General features: G+C 71.8%; 24 protein-coding genes. 11 read left to right on the plus strand and 13 right to left on the minus strand.

The window, feature by feature from the left end; genetic code table 11:
- Window positions 1–32 precede the first annotated feature (32 nt).
- The 6 genes from sucB (at window position 33) to AB0K03_RS16690 (ending at window position 7,861) form a co-directional block, all read left to right on the plus strand.
- Window positions 33–1,961: a 2-oxoglutarate dehydrogenase, E2 component, dihydrolipoamide succinyltransferase gene (gene sucB, locus AB0K03_RS16665; RefSeq protein ID WP_364685127.1), complete on the plus strand. Its 1,929-nt coding sequence runs from the start codon at window positions 33–35 to the stop codon at window positions 1,959–1,961.
- 81 nt (window positions 1,962–2,042) lie between these two features.
- Window positions 2,043–2,960 carry a TIGR01777 family oxidoreductase gene (locus tag AB0K03_RS16670; RefSeq protein ID WP_364685129.1) on the plus strand — a complete coding sequence of 306 codons (918 nt, stop codon included), beginning with the start codon at window positions 2,043–2,045 and terminating at the stop codon, window positions 2,958–2,960.
- 120 nt (window positions 2,961–3,080) lie between these two features.
- Entirely contained in the window at window positions 3,081–4,859 is a 1,779-nt protein-coding gene (locus AB0K03_RS16675; RefSeq protein ID WP_364685470.1) for a DUF2079 domain-containing protein, read from the plus strand.
- 215 nt (window positions 4,860–5,074) lie between these two features.
- Window positions 5,075–6,853 carry a DUF2079 domain-containing protein gene (locus tag AB0K03_RS16680; protein WP_364685473.1) on the plus strand — a complete coding sequence of 593 codons (1,779 nt, stop codon included), beginning with the start codon at window positions 5,075–5,077 and terminating at the stop codon, window positions 6,851–6,853.
- Window positions 6,854–7,067: 214 nt separating this feature from the next.
- Entirely contained in the window at window positions 7,068–7,697 is a 630-nt protein-coding gene (lipB, locus tag AB0K03_RS16685; RefSeq protein WP_364685131.1) for a lipoyl(octanoyl) transferase LipB, read from the plus strand.
- A complete protein-coding gene (locus AB0K03_RS16690; RefSeq protein ID WP_364685133.1) occupies window positions 7,694–7,861 on the plus strand; it encodes a peptide ABC transporter substrate-binding protein in 168 nt (55 codons plus the stop codon). Before lipB ends, AB0K03_RS16690 begins: the two co-directional genes overlap by 4 nt.
- Before the next feature lie 424 nt (window positions 7,862–8,285).
- Here AB0K03_RS16690 and aspS read toward each other — a convergent pair whose 3' ends face one another.
- The gene (gene aspS / locus AB0K03_RS16695) at window positions 8,286–9,542 is read right to left on the minus strand and encodes an aspartate--tRNA(Asn) ligase (protein WP_364685135.1); all 1,257 of its coding nucleotides are present in this window, start codon (window positions 9,540–9,542) and stop codon (window positions 8,286–8,288) included.
- Between the two features lie 804 nt (window positions 9,543–10,346).
- On the opposite strand from aspS, the gene lipA reads away from it, so the two are divergent.
- A complete protein-coding gene (gene lipA, locus AB0K03_RS16700; RefSeq protein WP_364685476.1) occupies window positions 10,347–11,243 on the plus strand; it encodes a lipoyl synthase in 897 nt (298 codons plus the stop codon).
- A gap of 1,046 nt (window positions 11,244–12,289) precedes the next feature.
- Here lipA and AB0K03_RS16705 read toward each other — a convergent pair.
- Together AB0K03_RS16705 and AB0K03_RS16710 are read right to left on the minus strand one after the other, a co-directional pair.
- Entirely contained in the window at window positions 12,290–15,127 is a 2,838-nt protein-coding gene (locus AB0K03_RS16705) for an AAA family ATPase (RefSeq protein WP_364685137.1), read from the minus strand.
- Window positions 15,128–15,301: 174 nt separating this feature from the next.
- Window positions 15,302–15,481 carry a hypothetical protein gene (locus AB0K03_RS16710; RefSeq protein ID WP_364685139.1) on the minus strand — a complete coding sequence of 60 codons (180 nt, stop codon included), beginning with the start codon at window positions 15,479–15,481 and terminating at the stop codon, window positions 15,302–15,304.
- Window positions 15,482–15,637: 156 nt separating this feature from the next.
- Here AB0K03_RS16710 and AB0K03_RS16715 point away from each other — a divergent pair, with 156 nt between their 5' ends.
- Window positions 15,638–16,330: a DUF4191 domain-containing protein gene (locus tag AB0K03_RS16715; RefSeq protein ID WP_364685141.1), complete on the plus strand. Its 693-nt coding sequence runs from the start codon at window positions 15,638–15,640 to the stop codon at window positions 16,328–16,330.
- A gap of 75 nt (window positions 16,331–16,405) precedes the next feature.
- On the opposite strand, the gene AB0K03_RS16720 is transcribed toward AB0K03_RS16715, so the two are convergent.
- A complete protein-coding gene (locus AB0K03_RS16720; protein WP_364685143.1) occupies window positions 16,406–16,684 on the minus strand; it encodes a hypothetical protein in 279 nt (92 codons plus the stop codon).
- Window positions 16,685–16,722: 38 nt separating this feature from the next.
- Entirely contained in the window at window positions 16,723–17,499 is a 777-nt protein-coding gene (locus AB0K03_RS16725; RefSeq protein WP_364685145.1) for a glucose 1-dehydrogenase, read from the minus strand.
- A gap of 87 nt (window positions 17,500–17,586) precedes the next feature.
- Here AB0K03_RS16725 and AB0K03_RS16730 point away from each other — a divergent pair, with 87 nt between their 5' ends.
- Complete coding sequence (locus AB0K03_RS16730) at window positions 17,587–18,438, plus strand: helix-turn-helix transcriptional regulator (protein WP_364685147.1); 852 nt, start codon at window positions 17,587–17,589, stop codon at window positions 18,436–18,438.
- On the opposite strand, the gene AB0K03_RS16735 is transcribed toward AB0K03_RS16730, so the two are convergent.
- The 3 genes from AB0K03_RS16735 to AB0K03_RS16745 form a co-directional block, all read right to left on the minus strand.
- A complete protein-coding gene (locus tag AB0K03_RS16735) occupies window positions 18,428–19,753 on the minus strand; it encodes an FAD-binding monooxygenase (RefSeq protein WP_364685149.1) in 1,326 nt (441 codons plus the stop codon). The two genes, AB0K03_RS16730 and AB0K03_RS16735, sit on opposite strands and share 11 nt — an antisense overlap.
- Window positions 19,754–19,831: 78 nt before the next feature.
- Window positions 19,832–20,314: an SRPBCC family protein gene (locus tag AB0K03_RS16740; RefSeq protein ID WP_364685151.1), complete on the minus strand. Its 483-nt coding sequence runs from the start codon at window positions 20,312–20,314 to the stop codon at window positions 19,832–19,834.
- A complete protein-coding gene (locus AB0K03_RS16745) occupies window positions 20,311–20,658 on the minus strand; it encodes a metalloregulator ArsR/SmtB family transcription factor (protein WP_364685153.1) in 348 nt (115 codons plus the stop codon). The genes AB0K03_RS16740 and AB0K03_RS16745 overlap by 4 nt, the downstream gene beginning before the upstream one ends.
- 511 nt (window positions 20,659–21,169) lie before the next feature.
- Here AB0K03_RS16745 and AB0K03_RS16750 point away from each other — a divergent pair.
- Window positions 21,170–21,487, plus strand: a complete 318-nt coding sequence (locus AB0K03_RS16750) for a MerR family transcriptional regulator (protein WP_364685155.1) — start codon at window positions 21,170–21,172, stop codon at window positions 21,485–21,487.
- A gap of 20 nt (window positions 21,488–21,507) precedes the next feature.
- Here the strand turns inward: AB0K03_RS16750 and AB0K03_RS16755 are convergent, their stop codons facing one another.
- The 3 genes from AB0K03_RS16755 to glnA all read right to left on the minus strand — a co-directional run bounded on the left by AB0K03_RS16755 (window position 21,508) and on the right by glnA (window position 24,208).
- A complete protein-coding gene (locus AB0K03_RS16755; protein WP_364685157.1) occupies window positions 21,508–22,056 on the minus strand; it encodes a hypothetical protein in 549 nt (182 codons plus the stop codon).
- A gap of 50 nt (window positions 22,057–22,106) precedes the next feature.
- Entirely contained in the window at window positions 22,107–22,628 is a 522-nt protein-coding gene (locus AB0K03_RS16760; protein ID WP_364685159.1) for a hypothetical protein, read from the minus strand.
- A gap of 155 nt (window positions 22,629–22,783) precedes the next feature.
- Complete coding sequence (gene glnA / locus AB0K03_RS16765; protein WP_364685161.1) at window positions 22,784–24,208, minus strand: type I glutamate--ammonia ligase; 1,425 nt, start codon at window positions 24,206–24,208, stop codon at window positions 22,784–22,786.
- 254 nt (window positions 24,209–24,462) lie between these two features.
- On the opposite strand from glnA, the gene AB0K03_RS16770 reads away from it, so the two are divergent.
- Window positions 24,463–24,858 carry an RDD family protein gene (locus tag AB0K03_RS16770; RefSeq protein ID WP_364685163.1) on the plus strand — a complete coding sequence of 132 codons (396 nt, stop codon included), beginning with the start codon at window positions 24,463–24,465 and terminating at the stop codon, window positions 24,856–24,858.
- On the opposite strand, the gene AB0K03_RS16775 is transcribed toward AB0K03_RS16770, so the two are convergent.
- The gene (locus AB0K03_RS16775) at window positions 24,859–25,293 is read right to left on the minus strand and encodes an esterase-like activity of phytase family protein (protein WP_364685165.1); all 435 of its coding nucleotides are present in this window, start codon (window positions 25,291–25,293) and stop codon (window positions 24,859–24,861) included.
- Window positions 25,290–25,604, minus strand: a complete 315-nt coding sequence (locus tag AB0K03_RS16780) for a hypothetical protein (protein ID WP_364685167.1) — start codon at window positions 25,602–25,604, stop codon at window positions 25,290–25,292. The genes AB0K03_RS16775 and AB0K03_RS16780 overlap by 4 nt, the downstream gene beginning before the upstream one ends.
- Between the last annotated feature and the right edge of the window lie 83 nt (window positions 25,605–25,687).

The raw sequence follows: 25,687 nt of genomic DNA on the forward strand, positions 1-25,687 counted from the left end.
AGCCCGTTCAAGCGGTTAAGGAGTTCTGAGACATGCCGGTATCGGTCACCATGCCGCGGCTGGGTGAGAGTGTCACCGAGGGCACCGTCACTCGCTGGCTCAAGCAGGAGGGCGAGCGGGTCGAGGCGGACGAGCCGCTGCTCGAGGTCTCCACCGACAAGGTCGACACCGAGATCCCGTCGCCGGCCGCCGGTGTGCTCTCGCGCATCGTCGTCGGCGAGGACGAGACGGCCGACGTCGGCAGCGAGCTCGCGGTGATCGCCGGCGACGGCGAGGAGGCGGAGTCGTCCGCCCCCGCGCCGGCCGCCCAGCAGGAGGCACCCGCCCAGGAGGCCCCGGTCCAGCAGCCGCCGGCCGCCGAGGAGCAGCCCGAACCGGAGCCCGCCGCGCTGACCACGCCGTCGACCGAGAAGCCGGTCGAGGAGGAGGCGCCCGCCCCGCAGACCGGCGCGGCGACCGGTAGCGGCGACGGCACGGCCGTGAAGATGCCGGCGCTCGGCGAGAGCGTCACCGAGGGCACCGTCACCCGCTGGCTCAAGCAGGTCGGCGAGACGGTGGAGGTCGACGAGCCGCTGCTCGAGGTCTCCACCGACAAGGTCGACACCGAGATCCCGTCGCCCGTGGCCGGCACCGTGCTGGAGATCAAGGTCCCGGAGGACGAGACCGCGGACGTCGGCGCCGACCTCGCGATCATCGGCACCCCGGGCAGCGCCCCGGCCGCCGCGCCGGCCCCGCAGCAGAGCCCGGCCCCGGCGCAGGAGACCCCCGAGCAGGAAGCCCCGAAGCAGGAGGCTCCGAAGCAGGAAGCCCCGAAGCAGGAGCAGGCCCCGGCCCCGCAGCAGCAGGCGCCGTCGGTCGAGCCCGGTTCCTCGTACGCGGAGCCGGCCCCCGAGGCCGAGGTGGCCGAGAACCCGGTCGCCGCCGAGCGCGCGGCCGAGCCCGCACCGGCTCAGGCCGCCGCGCCCGCCGCCGAGACGGTCCGCGGCAACGGAGCCGGCGACGCCGGTTACGTGACCCCGCTGGTGCGCAAGCTCGCCGCCGAGAAGGGTGTCGACCTGTCGTCGATCACCGGCACCGGCGTCGGCGGCCGCATCCGCAAGCAGGACGTCGTCGAGGCGGCCGACAAGGCGGCCGCCGCGAAGGCCGCCGCGTCCGCGCCGGCCCCGGCGCAGCAGCCTGCCGCGGCGTCGGCCCCGGCGGCGGCGCCCACGCCGAAGCCCGCGGCGAGCCCGCTGCGCGGCCGTACCGAGAAGCTGACCCGCATCCGCGCGACGATCGCCCGCCGCATGGTCGAGTCGCTGCAGGTCTCGGCGCAGCTCACCACGGTCGTCGAGGTGGACGTCACGAAGATCGCCCAGCTGCGCAACCGCGCGAAGGCCGACTTCGTGGCCCAGAACGGCGTCAAGCTGTCGTTCCTGCCGTTCTTCGCCCTGGCCGCCGTCGAGGCGCTGCGTCAGCACCCGGTCGTGAACTCCTCCATCGACCAGGAGGCCGGCACGGTCACGTACCACGACGGCGAGCACCTGGGCATCGCGGTCGACACCCCGAAGGGCCTGGTCGTCCCGGTGATCAAGGACGCCGGCGACCTGAACCTCGCGGGCCTGGCGAAGCGGATCGCCGACGTCGCGGACCGCACCCGCAACAACAAGATCAGCCCGGACGAGCTGTCCGGCGGCACCTTCACGCTGACCAACACCGGCAGCCGCGGGGCGCTGTTCGACACGCCGATCATCAACCAGCCGCAGGTCGGCATCCTCGGCACCGGCGCGGTGGTCAAGCGTGCCGTGGTCGTCGACGACCCGAACCTCGGCGAGCTGATCGTGCCGCGGTCGATGGTCTACCTGGCGCTCAGCTACGACCACCGGATCGTGGACGGCGCGGACGCCGCCCGCTTCCTGGTCACGATCAAGGAGCGGCTGGAGGCCGGCCAGTTCGAGGGCGACCTCGGCCTGCACGCCTGAGCGAAAGATCACGGAAGAAGGGGCGCCCCGGCGCCCCTTCTTCTGTTTTGAACGGGTTCATCGTCGGGAATGATGGTGACCATGCGGATCCTCATGGCCGGCGCGTCGGGTTTCCTGGGCACCTCCCTCTCCGAGCGGCTGCGCCGGTCCGGTCACGAGATCACCCAGCTGGTACGCCGCCCCGCCGAGAACCCCGGCGAGGCCGCCTGGAAGCCCTCCGCGGGCCAGCTGGACCCGGCGCTGGTGGCCGCCGCCGACGTGGTGATCAACCTCGCCGGCGCGGGCGTCGGCGACAAGCGCTGGAACGCCCGCTACAAGAGCCTCATCCGCAGCAGCCGCGTGGACACCACCGGCACCATCGCCAGCACGATCAGCAAGCTGCCGGCCGCCGACCGGCCCCGCGCGCTGCTGCAGTCCTCCGCCGTCGGCTGGTACGGCGACACCGGCGACCGCGAGGTCACCGAGGAGGCCCCGGCAGGCACCGGCTTCTTGGCCGACGTGTGCCGGGTCTGGGAGGCCGCCGCCCGCCCCGCCGAGGACGCGGGCACCCGGGTCGCGCTGCTGCGCACCGGGTTGCCCCTGGACGCGCGCGGCGGGCTGCTGAAGCCGCAGATGCCGCTGTTCCGCGCGGGCGCCGGGGCGAAGCTGGGCGGCGGCAAGCAGTGGGTGCCCTGGATCGCCTTCGCCGACTGGCTCGCCGCCGTGGAGTTCGTACTGGAGCGCGACGATCTGGCGGGCCCGGTGAACCTGGTGGGCCCCGAGCCGGCCACCAACGCCGAGTTCACCCGTACGCTCGGCAAGGTCCTGAACCGCCCGGCCGTGCTGCAGGTCCCCGGCCTGGCGCTGCAGGTGGCCCTCGGCGAGTTCGCCCACGAGGCGCTGCGCAGCCAGCGGGTGCTGCCCGGCGTCCTGCAGCGGGCCGGCTTCACCTTCGCGTACCCGGATCTCGAGTCCGCGTTGCGCGCGGCGGTGGACGAGGACCGGCCGGCGGTCGCCTGAACCCGGCGGTTTGTTGCTAACCTGCGGCTGGTGTCCGTCGTCGCCGCAGCCCCGTCCGAGTCCGCAGAGCCGCCGGCTTCGTCGCCGGAGGGCCGCGGCTCCGGTTCGCGCCGTCCGCATCTGATCGTCGCGCTCGTCGCGCTGGCCCTCGCCACGTACGTGACCAGCGGTCTGTGGCGCGACCCGGCCGGCCGGGGCCTCACCGAGAACATGGGCGACCAGGCGTTCTTCGAGTGGCTCCTCGGCTACGGCGTCTACACGCTGGGACACGGCGCCGACCCGTTCTACACGTGGATGATGAACGCGCCGCTCGGGGTCAACCTCGCCGCGAACACGTCCGTGACCGTCTACACGACGCTGTTCTCCCCGCTGACGTTCCTCGCGGGCCCGCAGGTCAGCTTCGTGACCATCCTGACGCTGAACCTCGCCGCCTCCGGCTTCGCCTGGTATCTGTTCCTGCGCCGCTGGCTGGTACGGCTGCCGGTGGCGGCGGCGCTGGGTGGGCTGTTCATCGGGTTCGCGCCCGGCTTCATCTCGCACGCCAACGGGCATCTCAACTGGACGGCCGGGTGGGTCGCGCCCGTCGTGCTGTGGGCGGTGCTGCGGCTGCGCGAGCCGGGCCGATGGCTGCTGCGCGGCGTCATCCTCGGTGTGCTGCTCGCCATCGGCTTCTCCATCGCCGCCGAGGGCCTGTTCTTCACCGCGCTCGCCACGGGCGTCTTCGTGCTGGCCTGGTCCCTGGTGCCGGCGACGCGCGGGGAGGCCCGGGCCGCCGCGCCGACCGTGCTGGCCGCGCTGGGCGTGGCGGCGGTGCAGGCCGGGCTGCTGCTGGCGTACCCGCTCTACATGCACTTCGCCGGTCCGCGCACCTTCACCGGCACGGGCTTCAACCAGGCGCACTACGCCGAGGACCTCGGTGCCTACTTCGAGTACCCGACCCGGTCGATCGCGGGATGGCTGGGGCTGGGCAGCAACCTCGCCCCGAACCCGACGGAGGAGACGTCGTTCTTCGGCGTACCCCTCATGATCCTCGTGGTCGTGGGCCTGGTGGTGCTGTGGCGGGGCGCGGCACCCGGCCGGCGCTCGACGCTGGCCGCGATCTCCGCGGTCGGCGTGGTGTTCCTGCTGCTCTCGTGGGGACCGCAGCTGAAGTTCTTCAAAACCCAGACGACCATCAATCTTCCGTACGAGGCCCTGCGCCACCTTCCCCTGTTCGACTCGGCCCTCCCGGCCCGGTACGCGCTCGTGGTGGCCGCGGTGATCGGCGTCGTCCTGGCGCTGCTCGCCGACCGCCTGCTCACCGAGCCGCTGCCGTCCGTACGCGCGCACGCCACCTGGGCCGCCGCGTTCGCGCTCGCGCTGGTGCCGCTGGTTCCGCTGCCCGTGCTGACGCGGCCGCGCGCCCCGGAGCCCGCGTTCATCGCCGACGGCATCTGGCGCGACTACGTCAGCGACAACGGCGTGCTGACCGCGCTGCCGGTCGCGACCACGGACACCCCGGACGGGCAGCGCTGGCAGGCGTACACGATGGCCCGGGCCGGTAAGCAGTTCCGCATCCCCGGCGGATACTTCCTCGGGCCGGGCGGCCCGGACGGCACCGGCCGGATCGGCGCGGAGTCCCGGGCCACCGACTGGCTGTTCTTCCGGGCCGCCTACTACGGCTCGGTGGTGCCGGTCGACGACTTCGACCGGGACCAGGCCCGGCGCGACTTCGCCTTCTGGGGGGTCGAGGCCGTCTTCCTGCCGGACGAGATCACCGGCTCGCACACCGACCTGTTCCGCTCCGCCGTGGAGATCACGGCGACGGACCTGCTGGGCACGCCGGAACGCGTCGGTGGCGTGCTGCTCTGGCGCGTCCGCCCCGGCATCGACCCGGTGACGCGCGGCACCGGAGATTAACGCGCCCGGCTGAACGTAGGCTTAAAGATCGATAACCGGCTCCCTCCCAGCCGGTGCGACTGTCCGGACGCTGCTAACTTCGGCGCGTGGCCGTCGCAACAACCGTCCCCGCCGTCGCCGCCGAACCGCCGGCGGCATCCGAGGCGCGGGCGAGGCGCAGCCACTGGTCGCCCAGCTGGCTCTGGGACGTGGGCGTCGCGCTGCTCTGCCTCGGCATGGCGTACTGGGTCACCTCCGGGCTGTGGGAGAACCCGTACCGGCGCACAGTCAGCTACAACGAGGGCGACCACGCCTTCTTCGAATGGCTGCTGGGCTACGGCGTGCAGATCCTGCGCCACGGCGCAAACCCGTTCCACACCGACCTGCTCAACGCGCCGATGGGCGTCAACCTCGCCGCGAACACGTCCATCACCGCGTACGCCGTCCTCTTCGCACCGCTGACCATGCTGGCCGGGGCCCAGATCTCGTACGTGACGATCCTCACGCTGAACCTCGCGGCGTCCGCGTACGGCTGGTATTTCCTGCTCCACGGCCACGCCGTCCGGCACCGCTCCGCGGCTGTGGTGGGCGGGCTCTTCTGCGGCTTCGCGCCCGGCTGGATCGCACACGCCAACGGCCATCTCAATTGGACGGCCGGCTGGCTGGCGCCGGCGATCCTCTGGTGGGTGCTGAAGCTGCGCGCGTCCCGCCGCTGGCTGCGCGACGGCATCGTGCTCGGCGTGCTCATGGCGGTCGGCTTCACCATCGCCGCCGAGATGCTGTTCTACATCGCCCTGGCCGCGGCGATCTTCGTCATCGCGTGGAGCACCGGACGAGCCACCTGGCCGCTGGCCCGCGCCGCGGCCCCCACCACCCTGGCCGCGCTGGGCGTGAGCGCGCTGGTGGCGGGCGCGCTGCTGGCGTACCCGCTCTACATGCACTTCGCGGGGCCGGGCTCATTCGACGGCACCGGCTTCAACCAGCGCAAGTACGTCGAAGACGCGGCCGGCTACCTCGTCTACCCCTTCCTGTCGCTCGCCGGCTTCGTCGGCGTGCAACGCGGCGACCTGGCCTCCAACCAGACCGAGGGCGCCTCCTTCTTCGGCGCGCCCCTGCTGATCCTCATCGTCGCCGGCACGGCGCTGCTGTGGTGGCGCGGCAACCGCAGACGCAAGGCGCTGATGCGCGCGCTGACGATCGTCGGCCTCCTGTTCACCGTGCTGTCGCTCGGCCCCCGCTTCAACTGGTTCACCAAGGAATACGACGTCCCGCTGTTGTACGCGCCCCTCGCCCACCTGCCGATCTTCGACGCGGCTCTGCCCGCCCGGATGGCCCTGGTGGTCGCGTGCGTGATCGGCACGACGCTCGCGCTGCTGACCGACCGCCTGCTGACCGTGCCCATGCGCCTGCGGCGGCGCGTCGCCTGGGGAGTCGCGTTCGCCGTGGCCCTCGTGCCGATCTTCCCCCGGCCGGTCCTCACCACCGACCGCTCCCCCGAACCCCGCTTCATCGCCGACGGCAGCTGGGAGCGGTACGTGCCGGAGGGCGGGGTGATGAGCGCCTTGCCGTACGCGGCCAGCTCCACCCCCGACGCGCAGCGCTGGCAGGCGTACACAATGGCCCGCGGCGGCCGCCAGTTCGCCACTCCCGACGGCTACTTCCTCGGCCCCGGCGGCCCCAACGGCACGGGCCGCGTGGGAGCGCCGGAACGACGTACGGACGTGATGTGGCTGCGCGTCGCCACCACCGGCTATGCGTACGACATCGACAACTTCGACCGCGCCAAGGTCCGCGGCGACCTCGCGTACTGGAAGATCAACGCCCTCTTCATCCCGGACCGGCTCAGCGGCAAGGACGGCATCCTGTTCCGGGCGGCACTGGTACACACCATGGAGGACCTCTTCGGACCGGGCGAACGGGTCGAGGACGTCCTGGTGTGGCGCGTACGGCCGGGTATCGACCCGATGCCGGTGCCCGGGGACGGCCCGGACGGCCCGCGCCGCCCGACCGACTAGCCGGCGGTCCGGCCTCGCTCACTCCCAGCGATCCCGCCTCGCTCACCCCAGCGATCCCGCCTCGCTCACCCCGGCGATTCCACCTCGCTCACCCGGCGATCCCGCCGGACCGTGCCCCCGCCGGATCCCGCGCCCCGCTGCACCGCGCCCCCGCTGCACCGCGCGCTGCACGGCGTCCCGTCGCGCCCGTGGCCGGACGGACTAGGCTGGACCGGTGACGACTTCCACGCTGCAGGTCCTGCGCCCGGGCCTGGTCGACTACCGCGAGGCCTGGGACGAACAGCGCCGGCTGCACGACGCCGTGGTGGCCGGCGAGCGGCCCGACACGATCCTGTTGCTCGAGCACCCCAGCGTCTTCACCGCCGGCAAGCGCACCGAGCCGATGGACCGCCCGATGGACGGCACCCCGGTCGTCGACGTCGACCGCGGCGGCAAGATCACGTGGCACGGTCCGGGGCAGCTCGTCGGGTACCCGATCGTCAAGCTCACCGACCCGGTCGACGTGGTCGCGTACGTCCGCCGCATCGAACAGATGCTCATCGACGTCTGCGCCGAGTTCGGCGTCATCGTGGACCGCGTCGAGGGCCGCAGCGGCGCCTGGGTCCGGGCCGACGACCGTGGCCCGGACCGCAAGGTCGCCGCAATCGGCATCCGCGTGGCGCGCGGCGTCACCCAGCACGGCTTCGCCATCAACTGCGACTGCGACCTGTCCAACTTCGACCGCTTCGTCCCCTGCGGCATCCGCGACGCGGGCGTCACCTCGCTGACGGCTGAGCTGGGCCGCCCGGTCACGGTCGCCGACGTCATGCCGGTGGTCGAACGACACCTCCCGACGCTGCTGTGAAGCTCTACAACGACCCCCGCGACAAGCGCGTCTTCGTCCCCAACAAGGCGGGCGGCGTCTCGCTGAACTTCGGCCACCCGATCGCCTGGTGGATCCTCGTGCTGATGACGATCATCCCGCTGGTCATCGTGGTCGGCGTGACCATCGCGGTGATCGCCGGCTGACGCACTTCACCAACCGGCACCACCGCACCGCGTCAACCCACAGGCACCGCCGCGTCAACCCACAGGCGCTGCCGCGACAGCCCACAGGCACCGCCGAGTCAGCCCACAGGCACCGCCGAGTCAGCCCACAGGCGCTGCCACGTCGACCCACGGACGCCGCCTCGTCAACCCACAGGCACCGCCGCGTCGGCCCACGGACGTCGCCGCGCCGGCCCGCCTCATCGAGACCGCCGCCGACCCGACGCCGGCGGCTCGGCTCCCGGGAACCGAAAGTCACGGCACGGCCGGCACGGCCGGCACGGCAGCGGCAGCACGGCCGGCTCGACGGCAACGGCACGCCGGGCTTGGAGGCGGCACCGCGGCCGTGACCGTCGGCGGCAGCGCCGCCGGCACGACGCCGGCGGCACGGCCGAGCACCGCGGACCTACGGCGTCACCCGATGCAAGTCCCGCGGAAAGGCCGTCACCTCCCGCACATTCCCCGCCCCCGTCAGCCGCGCCACGAACCGCTCCAGCCCGATCGCGAACCCCCCATGCGGCGGCATCCCATACCGAAAACCGTCCAAATACCCACCCAACGCCCCCGGTTCGGGGACAACGACGAGATAGTCCTCGTACCGGTGCAGCCGCTGCCCGCCCGTCACCAGCTCCAATCCCCGGAACAGCAGGTCGAAGCTGTTGCTCCACCTCGGGTCGGACGGCTGCGGATGCGTGTAGAACGGCCGCTTCGCCATCGGGTACCCGGTGACGAACACGAACTCCGAGCCGTGCTCCCGCAGCGCCCACTCCCCCAGCGCCCGCTCGTGCGCCGGCGCCAGGTCCGGCTCGTCGGCGGGCGCCCCGGCGATCCGCAGCGCCTCCGCGAAGTGCACCGCCGGGATCTCCGCCGGCACCGCGGGCACCGCGACCCCGGTCCGCTCGGCGACGGCCGCCGTCATGCCCGCCACCACCTCGGTGAGCACGGCCATCACGTCACGGTGGTCGCCGATGAATCCCAGCTCCGCGTCGAGCGACGTGTACTGGGCCAGGTGCCGGGCGGTGTCGTGCGGCTCGGCCCGGAACACCGGTCCCACCTCGTACACCCGCTCGAAGACGCCGACCATCAGCTGCTTGTAGAACTGCGGCGACTGCGCCAGATAAGCGGAACGCCCGAAATAGTCCAGCTCGAAGACGTTCGCACCGGACTCGGTCGCCGTACCCACGATCTTCGGGGTATGAATCTCCACGAACCGCCGCCGCTCCAGCGCCTCGCGGAACCCGGCGGTCGCGGCGGCCGCGACCCGCAACGCGGTCGCTCGCGACGGATGCCGAAGGGCCAGAGCGGCATGGTCCAGCTGCGTCGCCATGGTCGCGCTCAGCGTCGGCCGATGCAATTCGAAAGGCAACGGTACGGCCACAGCACCACTGATCCGCCGTACGGAGGGGGCAGTGAGCTCAACCCCGCCCGGAGCCGCGGCGTTCGCGGTGACCGTGGCGGTGACCTCGACGACGGTCTCCTCCGGCAGCTCCTCGAGCAGTGCCCGTACGCCCGGCTCGGTGACGACGACCTGACTGAGCCCGGCGGCGTCCCGGACGATCAGAAAAGCCACGGACTTCAGCAGCCGCCGGCGATGCACCCACCCGGCGATCGTGACGGTCTGCGTCTCGTGGGCGGCCAACTCGGTGGAGAGGATGCGTTGCATGGCGGTGACCTCCTCTGGTGTGTGCAACGCGGCCCCAGGGAGGTGTGGGCGAGCGGGAAACCTCGCGGTACCACCACACCTTCGCACCCGTCCACCCAGCCACCCCGTACGCCCACCGCCCGGCCCCGGCCGCCACAAGCGGTCGTACCGAACCGGCGGCCGGACCACCGCCCACGCGGTCGTACCGAACCGGCACCCGGCCGGACCACCGCCGCGCGCGGCCGTTCCCGAACCGGTCCCGGCCGGGATGCCGCCCCACGCGGCCGTTCCCGAACCGGTCCCGGCCGGGATGCCGCCCCACGCGGCCGTTCCCGAACCGGTCCCGGCCGGGATGCCGCCGCGCGCGGCTGGTCATGGACCGGGCTTTCGGTCCGGACCACCGCCACAGCCTGTCTGCGCAGGTCCCCGCCGCACCGACCGCCGATTCGCTGCCGGTCCCGGCCAGGCACCGGCTGGACCGACCGCTGCGCACGGGTGAGTCCGGGCCTGGGCCCGACGGAGGTGTCCGTGCTCGACGGGCGCCTCTTGTCTTGCGCGGCTCAGGAGTGTCTTCGCGCCCCGGCGCCGGTCCACCTTCACAGCTGCCGGTGGCTCTCTCGGCCGGCGGGATCGGGGCGTTACTCGGTTCCGTCACTGCCGTGGCCGGGACGTTAACAGCGGGAAAGAAGTGCTCGCACGCGCTTTTCCGGCCCGGCGTGAGGGCCCTCACAGATTCGCCCACGTGAGCCTCGTCGCCCCTAGCCCGCTTGATCTTGCGATCGGCGTAATCTCAGGGCTGTGACTATTGCTCCCGAGGGCCGCCGCATGCTGCGCATCGAGGCGCGCAACGCCGAAACTCCCATCGAGCGGAAGCCGCCGTGGATCAAAGTCAAAGCCAAGATGGGCCCGGAATACACGCACATGCGCGGGCTCGTGCAGAAGGAAGGCCTGCACACGGTCTGCCAGGAGGCCGGGTGCCCCAACATCTATGAGTGCTGGGAAGACCGCGAGGCCACCTTCCTCATCGGCGGCGACCAGTGCACCCGCCGCTGCGACTTCTGCCAGATCGACACGGGCAAGCCGGCCGAGTTCGACGCCGACGAGCCCCGCCGCGTCGGCGAGTCGGTCGCCACGATGGGCCTGAAGTACGCGACGGTCACCGGCGTGGCCCGCGACGACCTCCCCGACGGCGGCGCCTGGCTCTACGCGGAGACGGTCCGCCAGATCCACAAACTCCAGCCCGGCTGCGGCGTCGAGCTCCTCATCCCCGACTTCAACGCCGACCCCCAGCAGCTGGCCGAGGTCTTCGGCTCCGCCCCCGAGGTCCTCGCTCACAACGTCGAGACCGTCCCCCGCATCTTCAAGCGAATCCGCCCCGGCTTCCGCTACGAACGCTCCCTCGACGTCATCACCCAGGCCCGCGCCGCCGGCCTCGTCACCAAGTCCAACCTCATCCTCGGCATGGGCGAGGAACGCGCCGAGGTCTCCCAGGCCCTCCGAGACCTCCACGCCGCGGGCTGCGAGCTCATCACCATCACCCAGTACCTGCGCCCCACCCCCCGCCACCACCCGGTCGACCGCTGGGTCAAGCCCGAGGAATTCGTCGAACTCCGCGAAGAAGCCGAGCAGATCGGCTTCGCAGGCGTCATGTCGGGCCCCCTGGTCCGCTCGTCCTACCGCGCAGGCCGCCTGTACCAGCAAGCCCTCGCCGCCCGAGCCTGACCACCCGCCCCGCTCCGCCCGCTCCACTCCGCCCCGCTCCGCTCTGCCCCGCTCTGCTCTGCCCCGCTCTGCCCCGCCCCGCTCTGCCCGCCCGCCCTGCCCCGCGCCGGCCACTGGGCGACCCTCAGCGGCGACCGCCCACCGGGACCCGCCCACCGGGACCCGGCCACCGACGACCGGCCACCGGCTGGCTCGACGCCAGCCTGAACCAGCGGCAGGCGCAGCGGGGCATGCCTGAAACCGGCGACAGCCCAAGCACCGCATACCCGGCGTCGAGCAACGGGCCCAGCCACACCGCCCGCCATCCGGCAACGGGCCCAGCCACACCGCCCGCCATCCGGCAACGGGCCCAGCCACACCGCCCGCCATCCGGCAACGGGCCCAGCCGCGCACGCGGCGCCCGGCCTTCTCGCGCGGGGCGCGGCATCGGACGGGGGTGCGAACCGCTGCACTCCTGTAGACGCACCTCCAGCCTGGCCACCGCCGTGGGCAGGCCCGCGTTCCTGTTCGCACCAGTGCCCGGCCCGCCCGCGCATGCCAGGCCTGCAACAGAACCCGCCTGAACAGACCCGAGGACCAGGCGACGGACCACGCGCGCCGGTCAGTCACCCTTTGATCTGGCCCGCCCCGCCAAAGCCAGCCACCCCGCCAAGCCAGCTGGCCCTGCCCAAGCCGGCGCCCCGCCCAATCCAGCTGACCCTGTCCAAGTCAGCTGACCCTGCCCAATCCAGCTGACCATGCCCAATCCAGCTGACCCTGCCCAAGTCGGCCAGCCTCGCCGAAGTCGCCCGGTCGCGCCGAAGTCGGCCGGCCGCCGGCGCGCTTCAGCGGAGCGCACGCCGAGCAGCCGATCACCGCTGGCACACACCAACGGCCCAAGCGCACCGATCACTGCCCGAAGCCGGCTGGCCACAGCCGGCCCTCAACCGACCACCGCTCGGACCCAATGGCCACCGCTCAACTCCACCGGTCCACCGGCCACCGTTCGGGGCAGCAGCGTCACGAGGACGCCAGCGCCGTAGACGGCTCAAGCGGCCGGCTGCCGCTCAGTCCAGCAAGCCCAGCCGGTGGGCAACAGCCGCTGCCTCTCCTCTGCTCGTCACCGCGAGCTTCGCGATGATTCGGGACACGTGCACGCTGGCCGTCTTCGGGGAGATGTAGAGCTGTTCCGCGATCCGGCTGTTGCTGTGGCCCTCCGCCACCAGCCGCAGCACCTCGCGTTCCCGGTCGGTGAGCACTTCCGTGCCCGTGGGGGCCGGGTGGGTTGCCGAGCGGAGACCGACGCGCCGGGCCAGCGTGTCTGCCTGGGCCGTCAGGGGGGCCGCGCCCAGTGCGGCGGCCGTTGCCGTTGCCTCCTCGATCGCCTCGGCGGCGGCTGCGCGGTTGCCTGCGGCCGCCTCTGCCGTCGCCAGGCCCAGGGCGGCCACTGCGAGGGGGTAGCGCTGGCCGTCGGCCCGCCAGGCGGTCACCGCCTCGCGCCATGGTTCGGGGCCTTGGCCGAGCAGGGCGCGTACCTGGGCGGCGTACGCGCGGTCGGCGGGGTAGCGCTGGGGCATGACGGAGGCGACGCGGGCGACGGCTTCTCGGACGTCGGGTGCTTCAACCGCCGCGGCCGCCGCCAGGAGGGGCCAGCGGTAGCGCGCGCGGTCGGGTTCCGTCGGTTCCGCGACCGCCAGTCGGGCGGCGGCCGTTGCAGCCGCCTCGTCGCCGGAGCACTGCGCCTCGCGGATACGCAGTTCGAGCAGGGAGAGCCGGTTCTCGCGGTGCAGGTACGGCCGGCCGAGGAACGCCACCGCCCGGTGCACCAGCGGTTGCGCGCCCTCGTGGCCACGGGCCAGGCGCAGGTGGGCGCGGAGCCGGAGCCAAGGCAGGCCCAACGTGCCGGGCGGGTCGAGGCGGGCGGCCTCCTCGAGCCGGGCGTCCGCCTCGTCCCAGCGGCCCAGGGCCATCAGCGCCTCGGCATGGTTGGCCAGCAGGAAGACCCCGGTGGTGCGACTGACGCCGACGCGGTCCGCGTACGGGACGCCCTCGGCCGCGGCGGCAGCCGACTCCTCGTAGCGACCGAGCTCGAACAGCGAGTCGGAGACGTTGACGAGCGCACGGGCCAGGTTGGGCAGGTCACCGGTTTCCCGGGCCCGGGCGGCGGCCTGCTGCATCGCGGGCAGCGCCTCCTCCGCGGAGAGGCGGCCGCCGCAGACCCGTCCGTACGTGATGGTCGCGGACACCTCCGTGGCGACGTCGCCGGTCTCGGCCGCGGCGGTCATCACCTCGGCGGAGACCCGGGCGGCCAGGTCGTCGTCGATGCCGGCGAACTGGTACGCGACGTCGGCCATCAGCACCGTCCGCTCCGAGGACGGCGGGGCGGCCAGCAGCAGCCGGTACGCCTCCCGGGACTCGGCCGAGCCGTCGCTCGTGCCCGCGTTGTAGAGCAGTTTGGCGCGGCGTACCAGCAGGCGGGCGGCACGCAGCGGCTCGGCTTCCGGGTCGAGATCGGCCAGCGCGGCCTTCGTCAGCTTGAGTGCCCGCTGGTGATCGCCCGCGGCGATCGCGGCCAGCGCGCTCTCCTCGAGCAGGTCGATGTGGCCGGCGCCGAGCAACTCGGCGGCGGCGTCGACGACCTCCCACAGCTCGAGAACCCGCTCCAGCAGGCGGGACTGCTCCGCGTACGCATACCGCTCGCCGGCAGCGGTCGCCGCCCGCCGCGCGGTCGTGAGTGCCCGCGGATAGTCATGCGCGGCGTGCCAGTGATGGGCTATCTCCGCGGGCGCACGGCCCATGGCCACCAGCTGCGGCTCGGCCTCCACCGCCTGCGCGTAGCGCGCATGCAGCCGCGCGTGCTCGCCCGGCAGCAGGTCATCGTGCACGGCCTCACGCACCAGCGCATGCCGGAACTCGTATCCGCCGTCGGCGTCGACCACGATCAGCTGGGCCGCGACGATGACGCGCAGCGCCGACTCGAGCTCCGCCTCCTCGATGCCCGCCACCCGGCTGAGCAGGTCGTGGCCGAACTTCGTGCCGCCGACCGCCGCCACCCGCAGCACCCGCTGGGCCTGCTCCGGCAGCAGGTCGACCCGGGTCAGCAAGAGGTCGCGCAGGCTGTGCGGGATGTCGCCGCACTGCGGGTCGCCGCAGGCCGCGAATTGCTCGATGAAGAAGGGATTTCCCTGCGCCCGCTCGTGAACGGTGTCGACCAGGCCGGGCTCCGGCTCGGCCCCGAGCAGGTGGGTGAGCATCTCCGCGGTGCCGTCACGCTCCAGCCGGTCCAGCTCGGTGCGCTGCACCCCGCGTACGCGATCCAGCTCGGCCAGGAACGGTCGCAACGGATGCCCGCGGTGCAGCTCGTCGGTGCGGTATGTGGCCAGCAGAAGCACGTGCGGCAGCCGGGCGGACCGCACGAGGAATCCGATCAGGTCGCGGGTGGAGCGGTCGGCCCAGTGCAGGTCCTCCAGCACCAGCACCAGCGGCTGCCGCTCGGACACCCGCCCGAACAGTGCCGCAACAAGCTCGAACAGGTAGCCCCGCCGGGTTTCCACGGTGGCCTCGGCGGGTCCCAGCTCGGGGAGCAGCCGCGCGAAGTCGTGCTCCCGGCCCTCCAGGACATCGGTGCCGTCGGAGTGGACGAGCTCCCGCAGGGCCGCCGCGAAGGGCGCGAACGGCAGGCCTTCCTCGCCCAGCTCCAGGCACTGCCCGGTGAGCACGCGAGCGCCGTCGGCGACCGCCGCACGGCAGAACTCCTCCACCAGCCGGGTCTTGCCGACCCCAGCCTCACCGCCGACCAGCACGGTCGACGGCTCGGCGCTGCGGGTCCGTTTGAGCGCGTCGCGCAGGGTGGCGAGATCGGCCTCCCTGCCGACCAGGACATCGCTGCTGGCGTGCGCGGTCACGCTGTCGAGCATGCCATGCAACGCCGCTCCGCCGCCGGGCCCAAAAGGTGCGACAACCACCAAACCTCCCGCTCATTTGAATCCGCGATGCGCACGCGCTCCCGGCGGTGGCAGCGCAGGCCGCCGGAGGGCAGCGCGGTGTGCGGGGTCGCGCCCCCGCACACCGCCCAGCCGTCAGGATGCGGCCGGCGCCCGCACCGGGCGGGGCCGGCGACCCGGGTGGGCCCACCAGGTCTGGCGGTGCCGGCCGGCGGCCTCGCGCGCCACCCGGCTCTCGGTCGCGGCCTGCTGCAATTCGGTGGCGCGCTGGCGGTACAGGTCGAGGTGGAATCCGGGGTCCTGGAACGGGAACATCGTGGTCTCCTTGTGGGTCGTTCTCCGATGTCCTCGACTCTTCGCGCGAAGGCCCCGGCGCCGCATGGGGAAGGTGCCGCATATCGCGGCCGGGCTGCGCCTTACCTGAGGGTCCTGGGCACGTAAGGCACCACGCCGACCCTTACACTTCCGGGTATGGCAAAGCCCCAGGAGAAGGTGTCGTTCGGTGAGCGCCTGAAGCAGATCGGCCAGGTGTTCACGTTCACGGCACGGCAGGACAAGTGGTTCGTGCCGCTGATCGCCGCCGCGGTGCTGATCCCGCTGGCGCTGACCGTGCTGGCCGTGCTGCTGGGCTGGGCCTGGGTCTGGATCCCGATCGGCATCATGGTGGCGCTGCTCGCCGCGCTGATCGTGCTGAACCTGCGCTCGAACGCCGCCATGATGAACGCCGCCGAGGGTCAGCCCGGCGCCGCGGCCTCGATCATGGAGAACATGCGCGGCGACTGGCGCGTACGCCCCGCGGCGAGCTCCACCACGCAGTTCGACATGGTGCACGTGGTGATCGGCCGTCCGGGCGTGATCCTGCTCGGCGAGGGGCAGCCGCAGCGGGTCCGCAACCTCATGGGCCAGGAGAAGCGCCGGCTGGCGAAGGTGATCGGCAACGCCCCGATGTACGACTACGTCATCGGATCCCAGGAGGGCGAGCTCTCGATCCGCAAGCTGCGGACGACGGTGATGAAGCTGCCCCGCAACCTGACCGGCAAGGACGTCAACGCCCTGGACAAGCGTCTGGGCGCGCTGATGGCCCGGCCGCAGATGCCCAAGGGCGCGATCCCGAAGAACATGCGCCCGGGTGGCAAGGGAATGCGCCAGCAACGCCCCCGGTAACCCGGCGAAACCCGCCGGGTAAGCAGGCAAAGCCGCCGGGTAAGCCGAGAAAGACGGGTGAGCAGGCGAGAAGGGCTACTCCTCGTCGGCATCCTCGGATTCGAGAAGCTCGCTGAGCACCTCAGCCGCGTCCCGATTCCCCAGCCCGGCCAGGCGACGCAACTCATCGAGGTCGCCCAGCTCCCCCGCCAGCTCCACCAACTGATCCACCGCATCCCCGCTGCCCGCGTCGGCCAGGCGCCGCAGTTCGGCCATGTCGCCGCGCTCACCGGCCAGCTCCACGAGCCGGCCGGTGGCATCCTGGTCACCGGCGGCGGCCCGCTCCCGCAGCGCCCGCAGATCGTCGTCCGTCATGGTGCAGCAATCTAGCCGCAGTCCGGACGGAGCGGATCTCAGGCCCGCGCTCCCCCGTCGACCCGTAGCACGGCCCCGGTCACGAACGAGGACCGGTCGCTCAACAACCACGCCGCGGCCTGCGCGATCTCCTCCGGCTCCGCCGACCGCCGCAGCGGCGTCGCCGCTTCGAGCCGTTCGACCAGCCCCGGCGACGCCTGTTCCCAGGTCCGGATCATTTCCGTACGCGTATTGCCCGGCGCGATCGCGTTGACCCGGATACCTTCCGGCCCGTACGTGATGGCGGCCGATTCCGTGAGGCTGTTGACGGCTCGTTTCAGGGCCCCGTACGCCGGCAGCTCGGGGTTGCCCATCAGGCTGCCCACACTGGAGTTGTTGACGATCGCGCCGAGCCCCGCGGTGGCCCTCATGGCGTTGACTTCCGCGACCATGGACAGCCACGGCCCTCGCAGATTCACGGCGTAGAGCTGGTCGAATGCGGTCTCCTCCAGGCGGTCCATGGGCCCGGGCGGCTGGATGGCGGCGCCGTTGTTGAAGGCCACGTCGAGGCGTCCGTACCGGTCGACGGCGCGGTCGACGGCGGCGTGGATGTCGGCGGATTCGGCCAGGTCGCACACCACGTACTCCGCTGTGCCGCCCGCACTACGAATGTCCTCGGTGACCGTACGCAATTCGGATTCCGTCCGTGCCGCCAGCAGGACGCGGGCGCCCTCGCGGGCGAAAAGCCGGGCCGCGGCGGCGCCGATGCCGCGACCGGCGCCGGTGATGAGGGCGACTTTGCCGTCGAGCAGGCCGGGAGTTATCGTCGAATTCATGGTTCGAGCCTGCGTCCGGTCCCCGGATCCGAGCCAGGTACCGGCTGTACCTGGCTACAAGAATGACGGCCGAGCCACACTTCAGGCGTGGACAGACAAGAGCTGGCGGACTTCCTGCGCAGCAGGCGCGAGCGGATCACCCCCGCGGACGTGGGCCTGCCCGCCGGGACGCGCCGCCGTACCCCCGGATTGCGCCGCGAGGAAGCGGCGCAGCTGGCGTTCATCTCGACCGAGTACTACACCCGGTTGGAGCAGGGTCGCGCCCCGCGGCCGTCGCATGAGGTGCTGTCCGGCCTGGCCCGCGCGCTGCGCCTGTCCGACGTCGAACGCGACCACCTGCACCATCTCGCCGGCGCGCCGCCGGGTCCGCGGCCCGGGCCTTCCCGGGAGGTACGCCACAGCATCCTCGACCTGCTGCACCGGCTACCGCACGCGGCGGCGATCGTCATGTCCGCGGCGTACGAGGTCATCGCCTGGAACGATCTCGCCGCCGCGCTGATGGAGGACTTCTCGGCCGTGCCGCGGCGCGAGCGCAACCTGGTCCGCCGGGTGTTCCTCGGGCCGCACCGCGACGGCGTACGGCTGTACGGCGTGTCCGACGCGGACACGTTCGCCCGCCACTCGGCCCGGCGCCTGCGCGCCGTGGCGGCCCGTTACCCCGATGCCCCGGAAGTGACCGAGCTGGTGGAGGAGCTGCTGGCGGGCAGCGCCGAGTTCGCCCGGCTGTGGGCCTCGCACGACGTCTCCGACGAGCCGACCCTGTGCAAGACCTTCCAGCATCCGGTGGTCGGTCCGGTCACCGTCAACTGCGACGTGCTCGACATCGCCGATCGCGACCAGCACGTCGTCATCTACACCGCGACGCCCGGGTCGCCGTCGGAGGAGGCGCTGCGGCTGCTGGCGGTTCTGGGTACGCAGCGCATGGACGTCACGGGGTGACGACGGCTCCGGCCCGCTGCACCCGCTGCACGATCTCCGGCCGCAGCAGGGCAGCCGGCGAGTCGACGAGACCGGTGACCCGGATGAACGCCTTGGCCAGCTCGGCGTCCTCGGCGGCGGCGAGCTGCAGCCGGCCGACGTACTCGCCGGTCAGCGGCGACTCGGGCAGCGCGGGCCCGGTCACGCCGGGCAGCGCCAGATCGGCGCCGACGGCGAGGCGCCACGGCGCCTCCAGGTCCCGGGCCACGGCCGCGAAATAGCGGTACGGGTCCGGCTCGCCACCGTGCTCCAGCTCCTCGCGCAGGGCGTACGCGTTCATCGCGGCGATGCTCATGCCCTGGCCGTACACGGGGTTGAAGCCGCAGACCGCGTCGCCGGTGACCAGCAGGCCGGCGGGGAGATCGGTGAGGTTCTCGTAGCGATGCCGCACGTAGCCCGGGTAACGGAACGGGACGGGCTCACTCACCGGCGTCGCCCGGCTGATCATCTCGTACGTGTCCGGCACGGCGAGCGTCCGGGCGTACTCCGGCATCGCGGCCGGTGTCTCCGGCGGGCGCTCCCCGAGCACGCCGGCGAGCGTGACCAGCACCCGCCCGCCTTCGAGGCGCTGCATGACGGAGCTGCGCCGCTGCCCCGGAAACCGCGTGGTGACCACGAAGACGTCGTCGCCGAACAGGCCGGCCGGCTCCTCGTACACGCACGACGTGTACGCCAGGCCGATGGAGACGCGGTCGGCCACCGGCGGCTCGAACCCGAGCTCCGCCAGCCATCTCGGCGTCCGCGTGCCCCTTCCGGTCGCGTCGACCACGAGGTCCGCTTCGACCGTACGCGGCTGAGCACCGCTGATCGCCGCCCCGGTGATCCGCCGGCCGTCCGCCGAGGCGCACAGCCCGGTGATGTCGTGGCCGTCGAGCACCGTGACGTTCGGCAGCGCCCGTACCCTCCGCCGGATCTCGCCCTCGATGAGCGGCCGGCTGGCCGCCAGGGCGGGCAACCCGGCGTCGGCCTGCCGGAGCAGGCGGCCGTTGAGGTACCAGCGGCAGTTGCCGAGGATGTCGGCGATCAGGCCGCCGCCCCGCTCGAGGTCACCGCGCAGGCCGGGCAGCAGCTCCTCCATGATCTGCAGACCCCGGGGCAGCAGGCCGTGGGCATGCTTGCCGTGCGGCACGCCGCGGCGGTGTTCCGCCGCGGACGGCAGCCGGTCCCGCTCGGCGATCGTCACTGTGGCGTACCGGTCGGCGAGCACCCGGGCGGCCAGCAGGCCGGCGATGCTGCCACCGAGCACGAGCGCGTGGCTCCGGTTCGACGTAGGCATCGCCCGAGTATCGAAGCCCGCCGCGGCCGGGTCTGTGCAGAACTACACAGCCCGGCCGACCGGTATGCGACACGATCGTCAGCTCGCCGCCTCGAGGAGCGCGGCGTACCGGCGCAGGTAGAGCGGCCAGCCCTGGTCGTGCCCGACCCCGTCGCCGACCGACTGCCAGCCGGGCCCGTGCCGGTCGAGGTGGCGGTGCTCGAGCTCCACCCGGGTGCGGTCCGGCGTCTCGGCGATGAACCGCACCTCCACCTCACTGGTCAGCTCCGGGTCGGTCTCGACCTGCCACTGAGGACCGATGTCCCAGCTGAACACGACGCGGTCCGGCGGCTCGTACGCCAGCACCCGCGCCCACCGGCACTCGCTGCCGTCGACGGCCCGGTCGTAGATGTGGCCGCCGACCCGCGGCTCGAACACGGTCTCCGCGATCGGCGCCGCGAGCAGGTTGTGTTCCGGCGGCTTGAAGTCACCGAAGCGCTCGGTGAACACGGTGAATGCCCGCTCGATCGGTGCTTGCACCACGATCTGGCGGTGCACCACGGGCGTTGTCGTCTCGGTCACGGGTTCTCCTCGCTCGGTTGTTCGGCGACGTCTCGGTAGCTGTCCAGCGCGCGGTTCCAGAAGGTGTCCAGCTGGTCGCGCAGTGCGGCCACGCCGGCGGGGTTGAGCCGGTAGACCCGCCGGGTGCCGGCCGCGTGATCGGTGACCAGGCCGGCCTCCTTGAGCACCTTGAGGTGCTGGGAGACGGCGGGACGGCTGATGGGCAGCTCGTCGGCGAGCTCGCCGACGGCCCGGGGCCGCTCGGCGAGGCAGGCGACGATGGCCCGGCGCGTGGGATCGCCGAGCGCGTTCCACCCGTCGTCGGATTGGTAAGTAGTCACGAACGGTAAGTTATGACTTACCATCTCTACCGTCAAGGCCCGAGCCACCACCTTCGCGTCGGCGCGCAGAAAAACTAGCCCTCGGCTACTAGATTTCCTGCGCCTCGTCGACTAACGTTCCTGGAGTCGAGAACGAAGGAACAAAGACGCAGACGAACCGCCCCCACGAGGCGAAGGGCCGGGGCCGAGCACCTTGCGGCCCCGGCCGCACCACCAGCAGGCCGGGCTGATGTTCGTTTCAGGGCTCGACCTGAGGCAACGCACAGATGATCAAGAACGCAGAGGAAAGGGAGGGCCGTACACCGTTGGATCGCCCGCCCCCTGGGCCGGCAGCGCCGGTCGGGCGGATTACCGCAGTTACTCCTCGATTGCGAGGTGGTCTCCGGTCACGCTTACGCGATCCCCGCACCCTCAGCCGTGGTCAACGGCCGGTGCGGAGAAGAATCATCGGCACACGTGCCGGTAGATGGTGTTTCAGACCCGTAACCCTGGGCCCCGGCGCTGTTGGCGCCGGGGCCCTCGACATGGAGGTGGCATGGCCCAACCCGACGACATGCTCGACGACGAGAACTATCCCGCCTACACGATGGGCCGCGCCGCGGAGATCGTCGGCGTCTCCCAGGACTTCCTCCGCCGGCTCGGCGACGCGAGGCTGATCGACCCGTTCCGCTCAGCCGGCGGGCACCGCCGATACTCCCGCTACCAGCTCCGCCTCGCGGCGCGAGCCAGGGAACTCTGCGACCAGGGCACCGACATGGCCGCCGCGTGCCGGATCATCATCCTCGAGGACCAGCTCGAAGAGGCGCTGCGCCAGAACGAGCGCTACCGCGCCGCCTCACAGCCCCCGCCGTAGCAGCCGGACCGGCCCTTGCGTCACTCCATGATCAGGGCCGGTTCCACCGGCACGGACTGCCCTTCCCGCACCTCCAGGACGGCCCGATCCCCCAGCGGCCACGCCAAGGTCGCCGTGGCTGTACGTTCGTAGCCCAGAAGAGGGCAGGTCTCGCCGGCGGCATAGGACTCCTCGACCAGGATGACGACGACCGCCCGCGCGGACTCGACCGCCTCCGCGAAATAGTCGGCACCACACGGCTCGGTCGCCGGACCACGGGCGCCGGTGAAGGTCACGGTCAATCGCGTGCCGCCCGGGGCACCCTTCGCCGCTGCGATGGACAGCCCCGGTGGCGGATTCGTGGCGTCCCAGGGCGGCGCGCTGATCTCGACAGCCGCGGACGGTGCGGCTGCCGCGGCGGCTTCGTCGTACCGGTCGAGGAGCTGAGCCGCATGCCGTCGCAGCTCACCGAGGGTCTGCCCGGGAGCCGGCGGCGACGCCCGGTCCGTGACGACGTCGGCGTCGCAGCCACCGGGCAGCACCGCGGCAAGAGCCGCCGCAGCTGCCGTCCCCCACCGCCACGCAGCCATCGCTCACCCCCGGCACATTCTGCACCACCGATAGCTGCACCACCGAAAGATCAGTATCTCGAAGCCGCGACCTCGCGCTCGCAGTCACCGGACGCGTCGAGGGCCGTGGCGACATCCTCGCTGTCGGCGATCTCGTCGCCTTCCATTTTGATCCCCTTGGCCTTGAGACACTTGGCCACGGCCCGCGCGAAGTCGCCTGCCCTCGGGTTGGCCGGGTCTTTCTCCCACTCGGGCAGCGGCAGGTACTTCTCCTCGCATTCCCGCAGCTCCGCGGCCTTCTTCCCACCGCCGGACGCACCTCTCGCGCGCGCGTCCTCCGCCTTCTTGGCGTCCACCCGGGTGTAACCGTGCTCCTCCAGGCACCTGTTGTACGGCACCCACAACGCCTTCTCATCCTCGGCGGTCATGTCGAACCGATACCGCGGCCGCGGTGAACCAGGCGACGCGCTCGCCGACGGCGCGGCACTGACCAACGACGCCACCTTCGCCCCGGAACCGTCGTCTTCGGCGGCATCACAGGCCGACAGAGCGGTGAGCGCAATCACGACGATCAACGCACGGGTTCCGCGCATGCTGATCCTCCCTCGTCAGCCGGGACGGTCCCGGCTGGTGCGGAAGTCAGCCTCGCTGCCGAACGTTCGGAAGTTGTCAGGTTCCCGGTGCCGAAAAACGGCGGCCACGCCGGCGGAGAGCCGGACGTGACCGCCGTTGACGACGTCAGCGCAGGTCAGACGTTGTAGTACATCTCGAACTCGTGGGGGGTCGGGCGGAGCCGGACCGGGTCGATCTCGTTGGCGCGCTTCCAGTCGATCCAGGTCGAGATCAGGTCCTCGGTGAAGACGCCGCCCGCGGTCAGGAACTCGTGGTCGCCCTCGAGGGAGTTGAGGACCGCGTCCAGCGAGCCCGGGACCTGCTTGACCGAGCCCCACTCCTCCGGCGGCAGGTCGTACAGGTCCTTGTCGATCGGGGCCGGGGGCTCGATCTTGTTCTTGATGCCGTCGAGGCCGGCCATCATCTGGGCCGAGAACGACAGGTACGGGTTCGACGACGGGTCCGGGACGCGGAACTCGACGCGCTTGGCCTTGGGGTTGCTGCCCGTGACCGGGATGCGGGTGCAGGCGGAGCGGTTGCGCTGCGAGTAGACCAGGTTGACCGGGGCCTCGTAGCCGGGCACCAGGCGCCGGTACGAGTTGACGGTCGGGTTGGTGAACGCGAGCAGCGACGGCGCGTGGTGCAGCAGGCCGCCGATGTACCAGCGGGCCGTGTCGGACAGGCCGGCGTAGCCGGTCTCGTCGTAGAACAGCGGCTCGCCGCCCAGCCAGAGGCTCTGGTGGGTGTGCATGCCCGAGCCGTTGTCGCCGAACAGCGGCTTCGGCATGAACGTGACGGTCTTGCCGTGCTCCCAGGCGGTGTTCTTGATGATGTACTTGAACATCTGCATCTGGTCGCCGGCGTGCAGCAGCGTCGAGAACTTGTAGTTGATCTCGGCCTGGCCCGCGGTGCCGACCTCGTGGTGCGAACGCTCGACGGTGAAGCCGACGTCGATGAGGCGGCGGACCATGGCGTCACGCAGGTCGGAGTAGTGGTCGAGCGGCGCGACCGGGAAGTAGCCGCCCTTGTACGCGGTCTTGTAGCCGCGGTTGCCGCCCTCCTCCTCCTTGCCGGAGTTCCAGGCGCCCTCGATGGAGTCGATGTAGTAGAACGACTCGTTCGCGGAGGTGGAGTGGCGGATCGAGTCGAAGATGTAGAACTCCGCCTCGGCGCCGAAGTACGCCGTGTCCGCGATGCCGCTGGACGCGAGGTAGGTCTCGGCCTTCTTCGCCACGTTGCGCGGGTCACGCGAGTACGGCTCGCGCGTGAACGGGTCGTGGATGAAGAAGTTGAGCGCCAGGGTCTTCTGGATGCGGAACGGGTCCACGAAGGCCGTGGTGACGTCCGGCAGCAGCATCATGTCGGACTCGTGGATGGCCTGGAACCCGCGGATCGAGGATCCGTCGAAGGCGAGGCCGTCGGTGACGACGCTGTCGTCGAACGATTCCACCGGCATGTTGAAGTGCTGCATCACGCCGGGAAGATCACAGAACCGTACGTCGACGAACTTGACATCCTCGTCTTTGAGGTATCGCAGGAGTTCCTCGGGATTGGCGAACACACGTCCTCCTGGCACAGATTTTGTACGCGGGGCGGCGCGGGCCGCCACGTGGCTAGGCTGGTCGCGACGCTATGGGCCGGCCGTTGCCCGGGCGTATCCCTATTGTTTCCGCCGTGTTACGGAGCCTGTGAGTCGCGTGACCTTCGGCGACCCTAGCGCCGGGCGGTCGCCGCCGGGGCCGCTTTCGACCGACTGGCACGTCCCGGGTGAGCCCCCGGGATGAGCCCGTGCACCGGCGATTACCCTGATCAACCGTGGCGACCCGCGCACTCGATCCGGCCCGTTTCGAACCCTCCGACTTCGGCCGGCGCTTCGCCGCGCTCATCATCGACTGGGCGCTGTGCCTGCTGGTGTCGAGCTTCTACGCGGATCCGCGGGTGGTGGCCTGGCCGCCGGTCGTCGTGCTGGTCTTCGTCAACGCGTTCTTCATCGGTCTGTTCGGACAGACGCCCGGCATGGCCCTCGCGCGCCTGCGTTGCGTGTCGGTGGCGGACGGCGGCGCGATCGGCATCCCGAAGGGCCTGCTGCGCGGCGTGCTGCTGGCGTTACTCGTACCGGCGGTCATCATGGACGCCGACCGCCGCGGTCTGCACGACCGCGCGGCCGGCTCCATCGTCGTCAAGCAGCCCCGGCCGGCGGCCGGGAGCTGATCAGAAAGAGCGGCCGGGAGCCCCCGTCCAGCCGGTCGGCGCCGCGTCGAGCGGGTACGCGAGCCAGGACCACGTGCCGTGCGCGTACCGTCCGATCCTGGTCGTGGTCTCGCCCTTGAGCGGCCGCTGGACCGCGACCCACACCGCGTCGCCGGACACGGCGATGCCTTCCAGGCCGTTGCTGGTGATCGTCGCCCGGATGTCGCCGGGCAGCGGGACCTCCTCCCGGACCCGGCCGGCGGCGTCGAGACGGACGAGCAGAGAGGGCTCGACCGCCGGCCAGTATCCGCCGTTCCGCAGCGCCGCGACGCCCTCCGCGTCGTAGCCGACCGGCTCGCCGTCCCTGGTCACCGTCAGCTCACGGGTGATGGTGGCCGGCCGGGTCGCGGTCTCGACGGTCAGGAGCCGGGTCGGGGTGTACGCGCTGTCGGTCACCGACACCAGCCGGGTCGGGTGCCGTTGGCGGTGGCGAAGAGGTCGTCGGAGATCCACGTGACACCGTCGGGCTCCCGCTTGACGGTGAGCGAACCGGAGGGGTCGATGCGGTCGTCGTCCTCGGTGTCCACGCCGGTGACGGTGACCGTACCGGCGCTGAAGTGCCGGACCACCCGGCGGTCACGCAGCGACACGACGGCGAGGTGGTTGTTCTCCTGGAGGCTGACCACCGCCTCGTCGCGGGAGTTGATGCTGACGTACTCCGGCTCGGGGTCGCCGGGCGCGATCTGGGCGAGCCCGGTCAGCGCCACCCGGCCGACCGTCCACGGCCGCCGGGGTGGCGGGGATGGCGGCGGCCGCCAGGACGATGAGCGCTGCCGGGCCGCGGAGTGCT

The organism is Actinoplanes sp. NPDC049316, from assembly GCF_040677315.1.
Classification (GTDB): Bacteria; Actinomycetota; Actinomycetes; order Mycobacteriales; family Micromonosporaceae; genus Actinoplanes.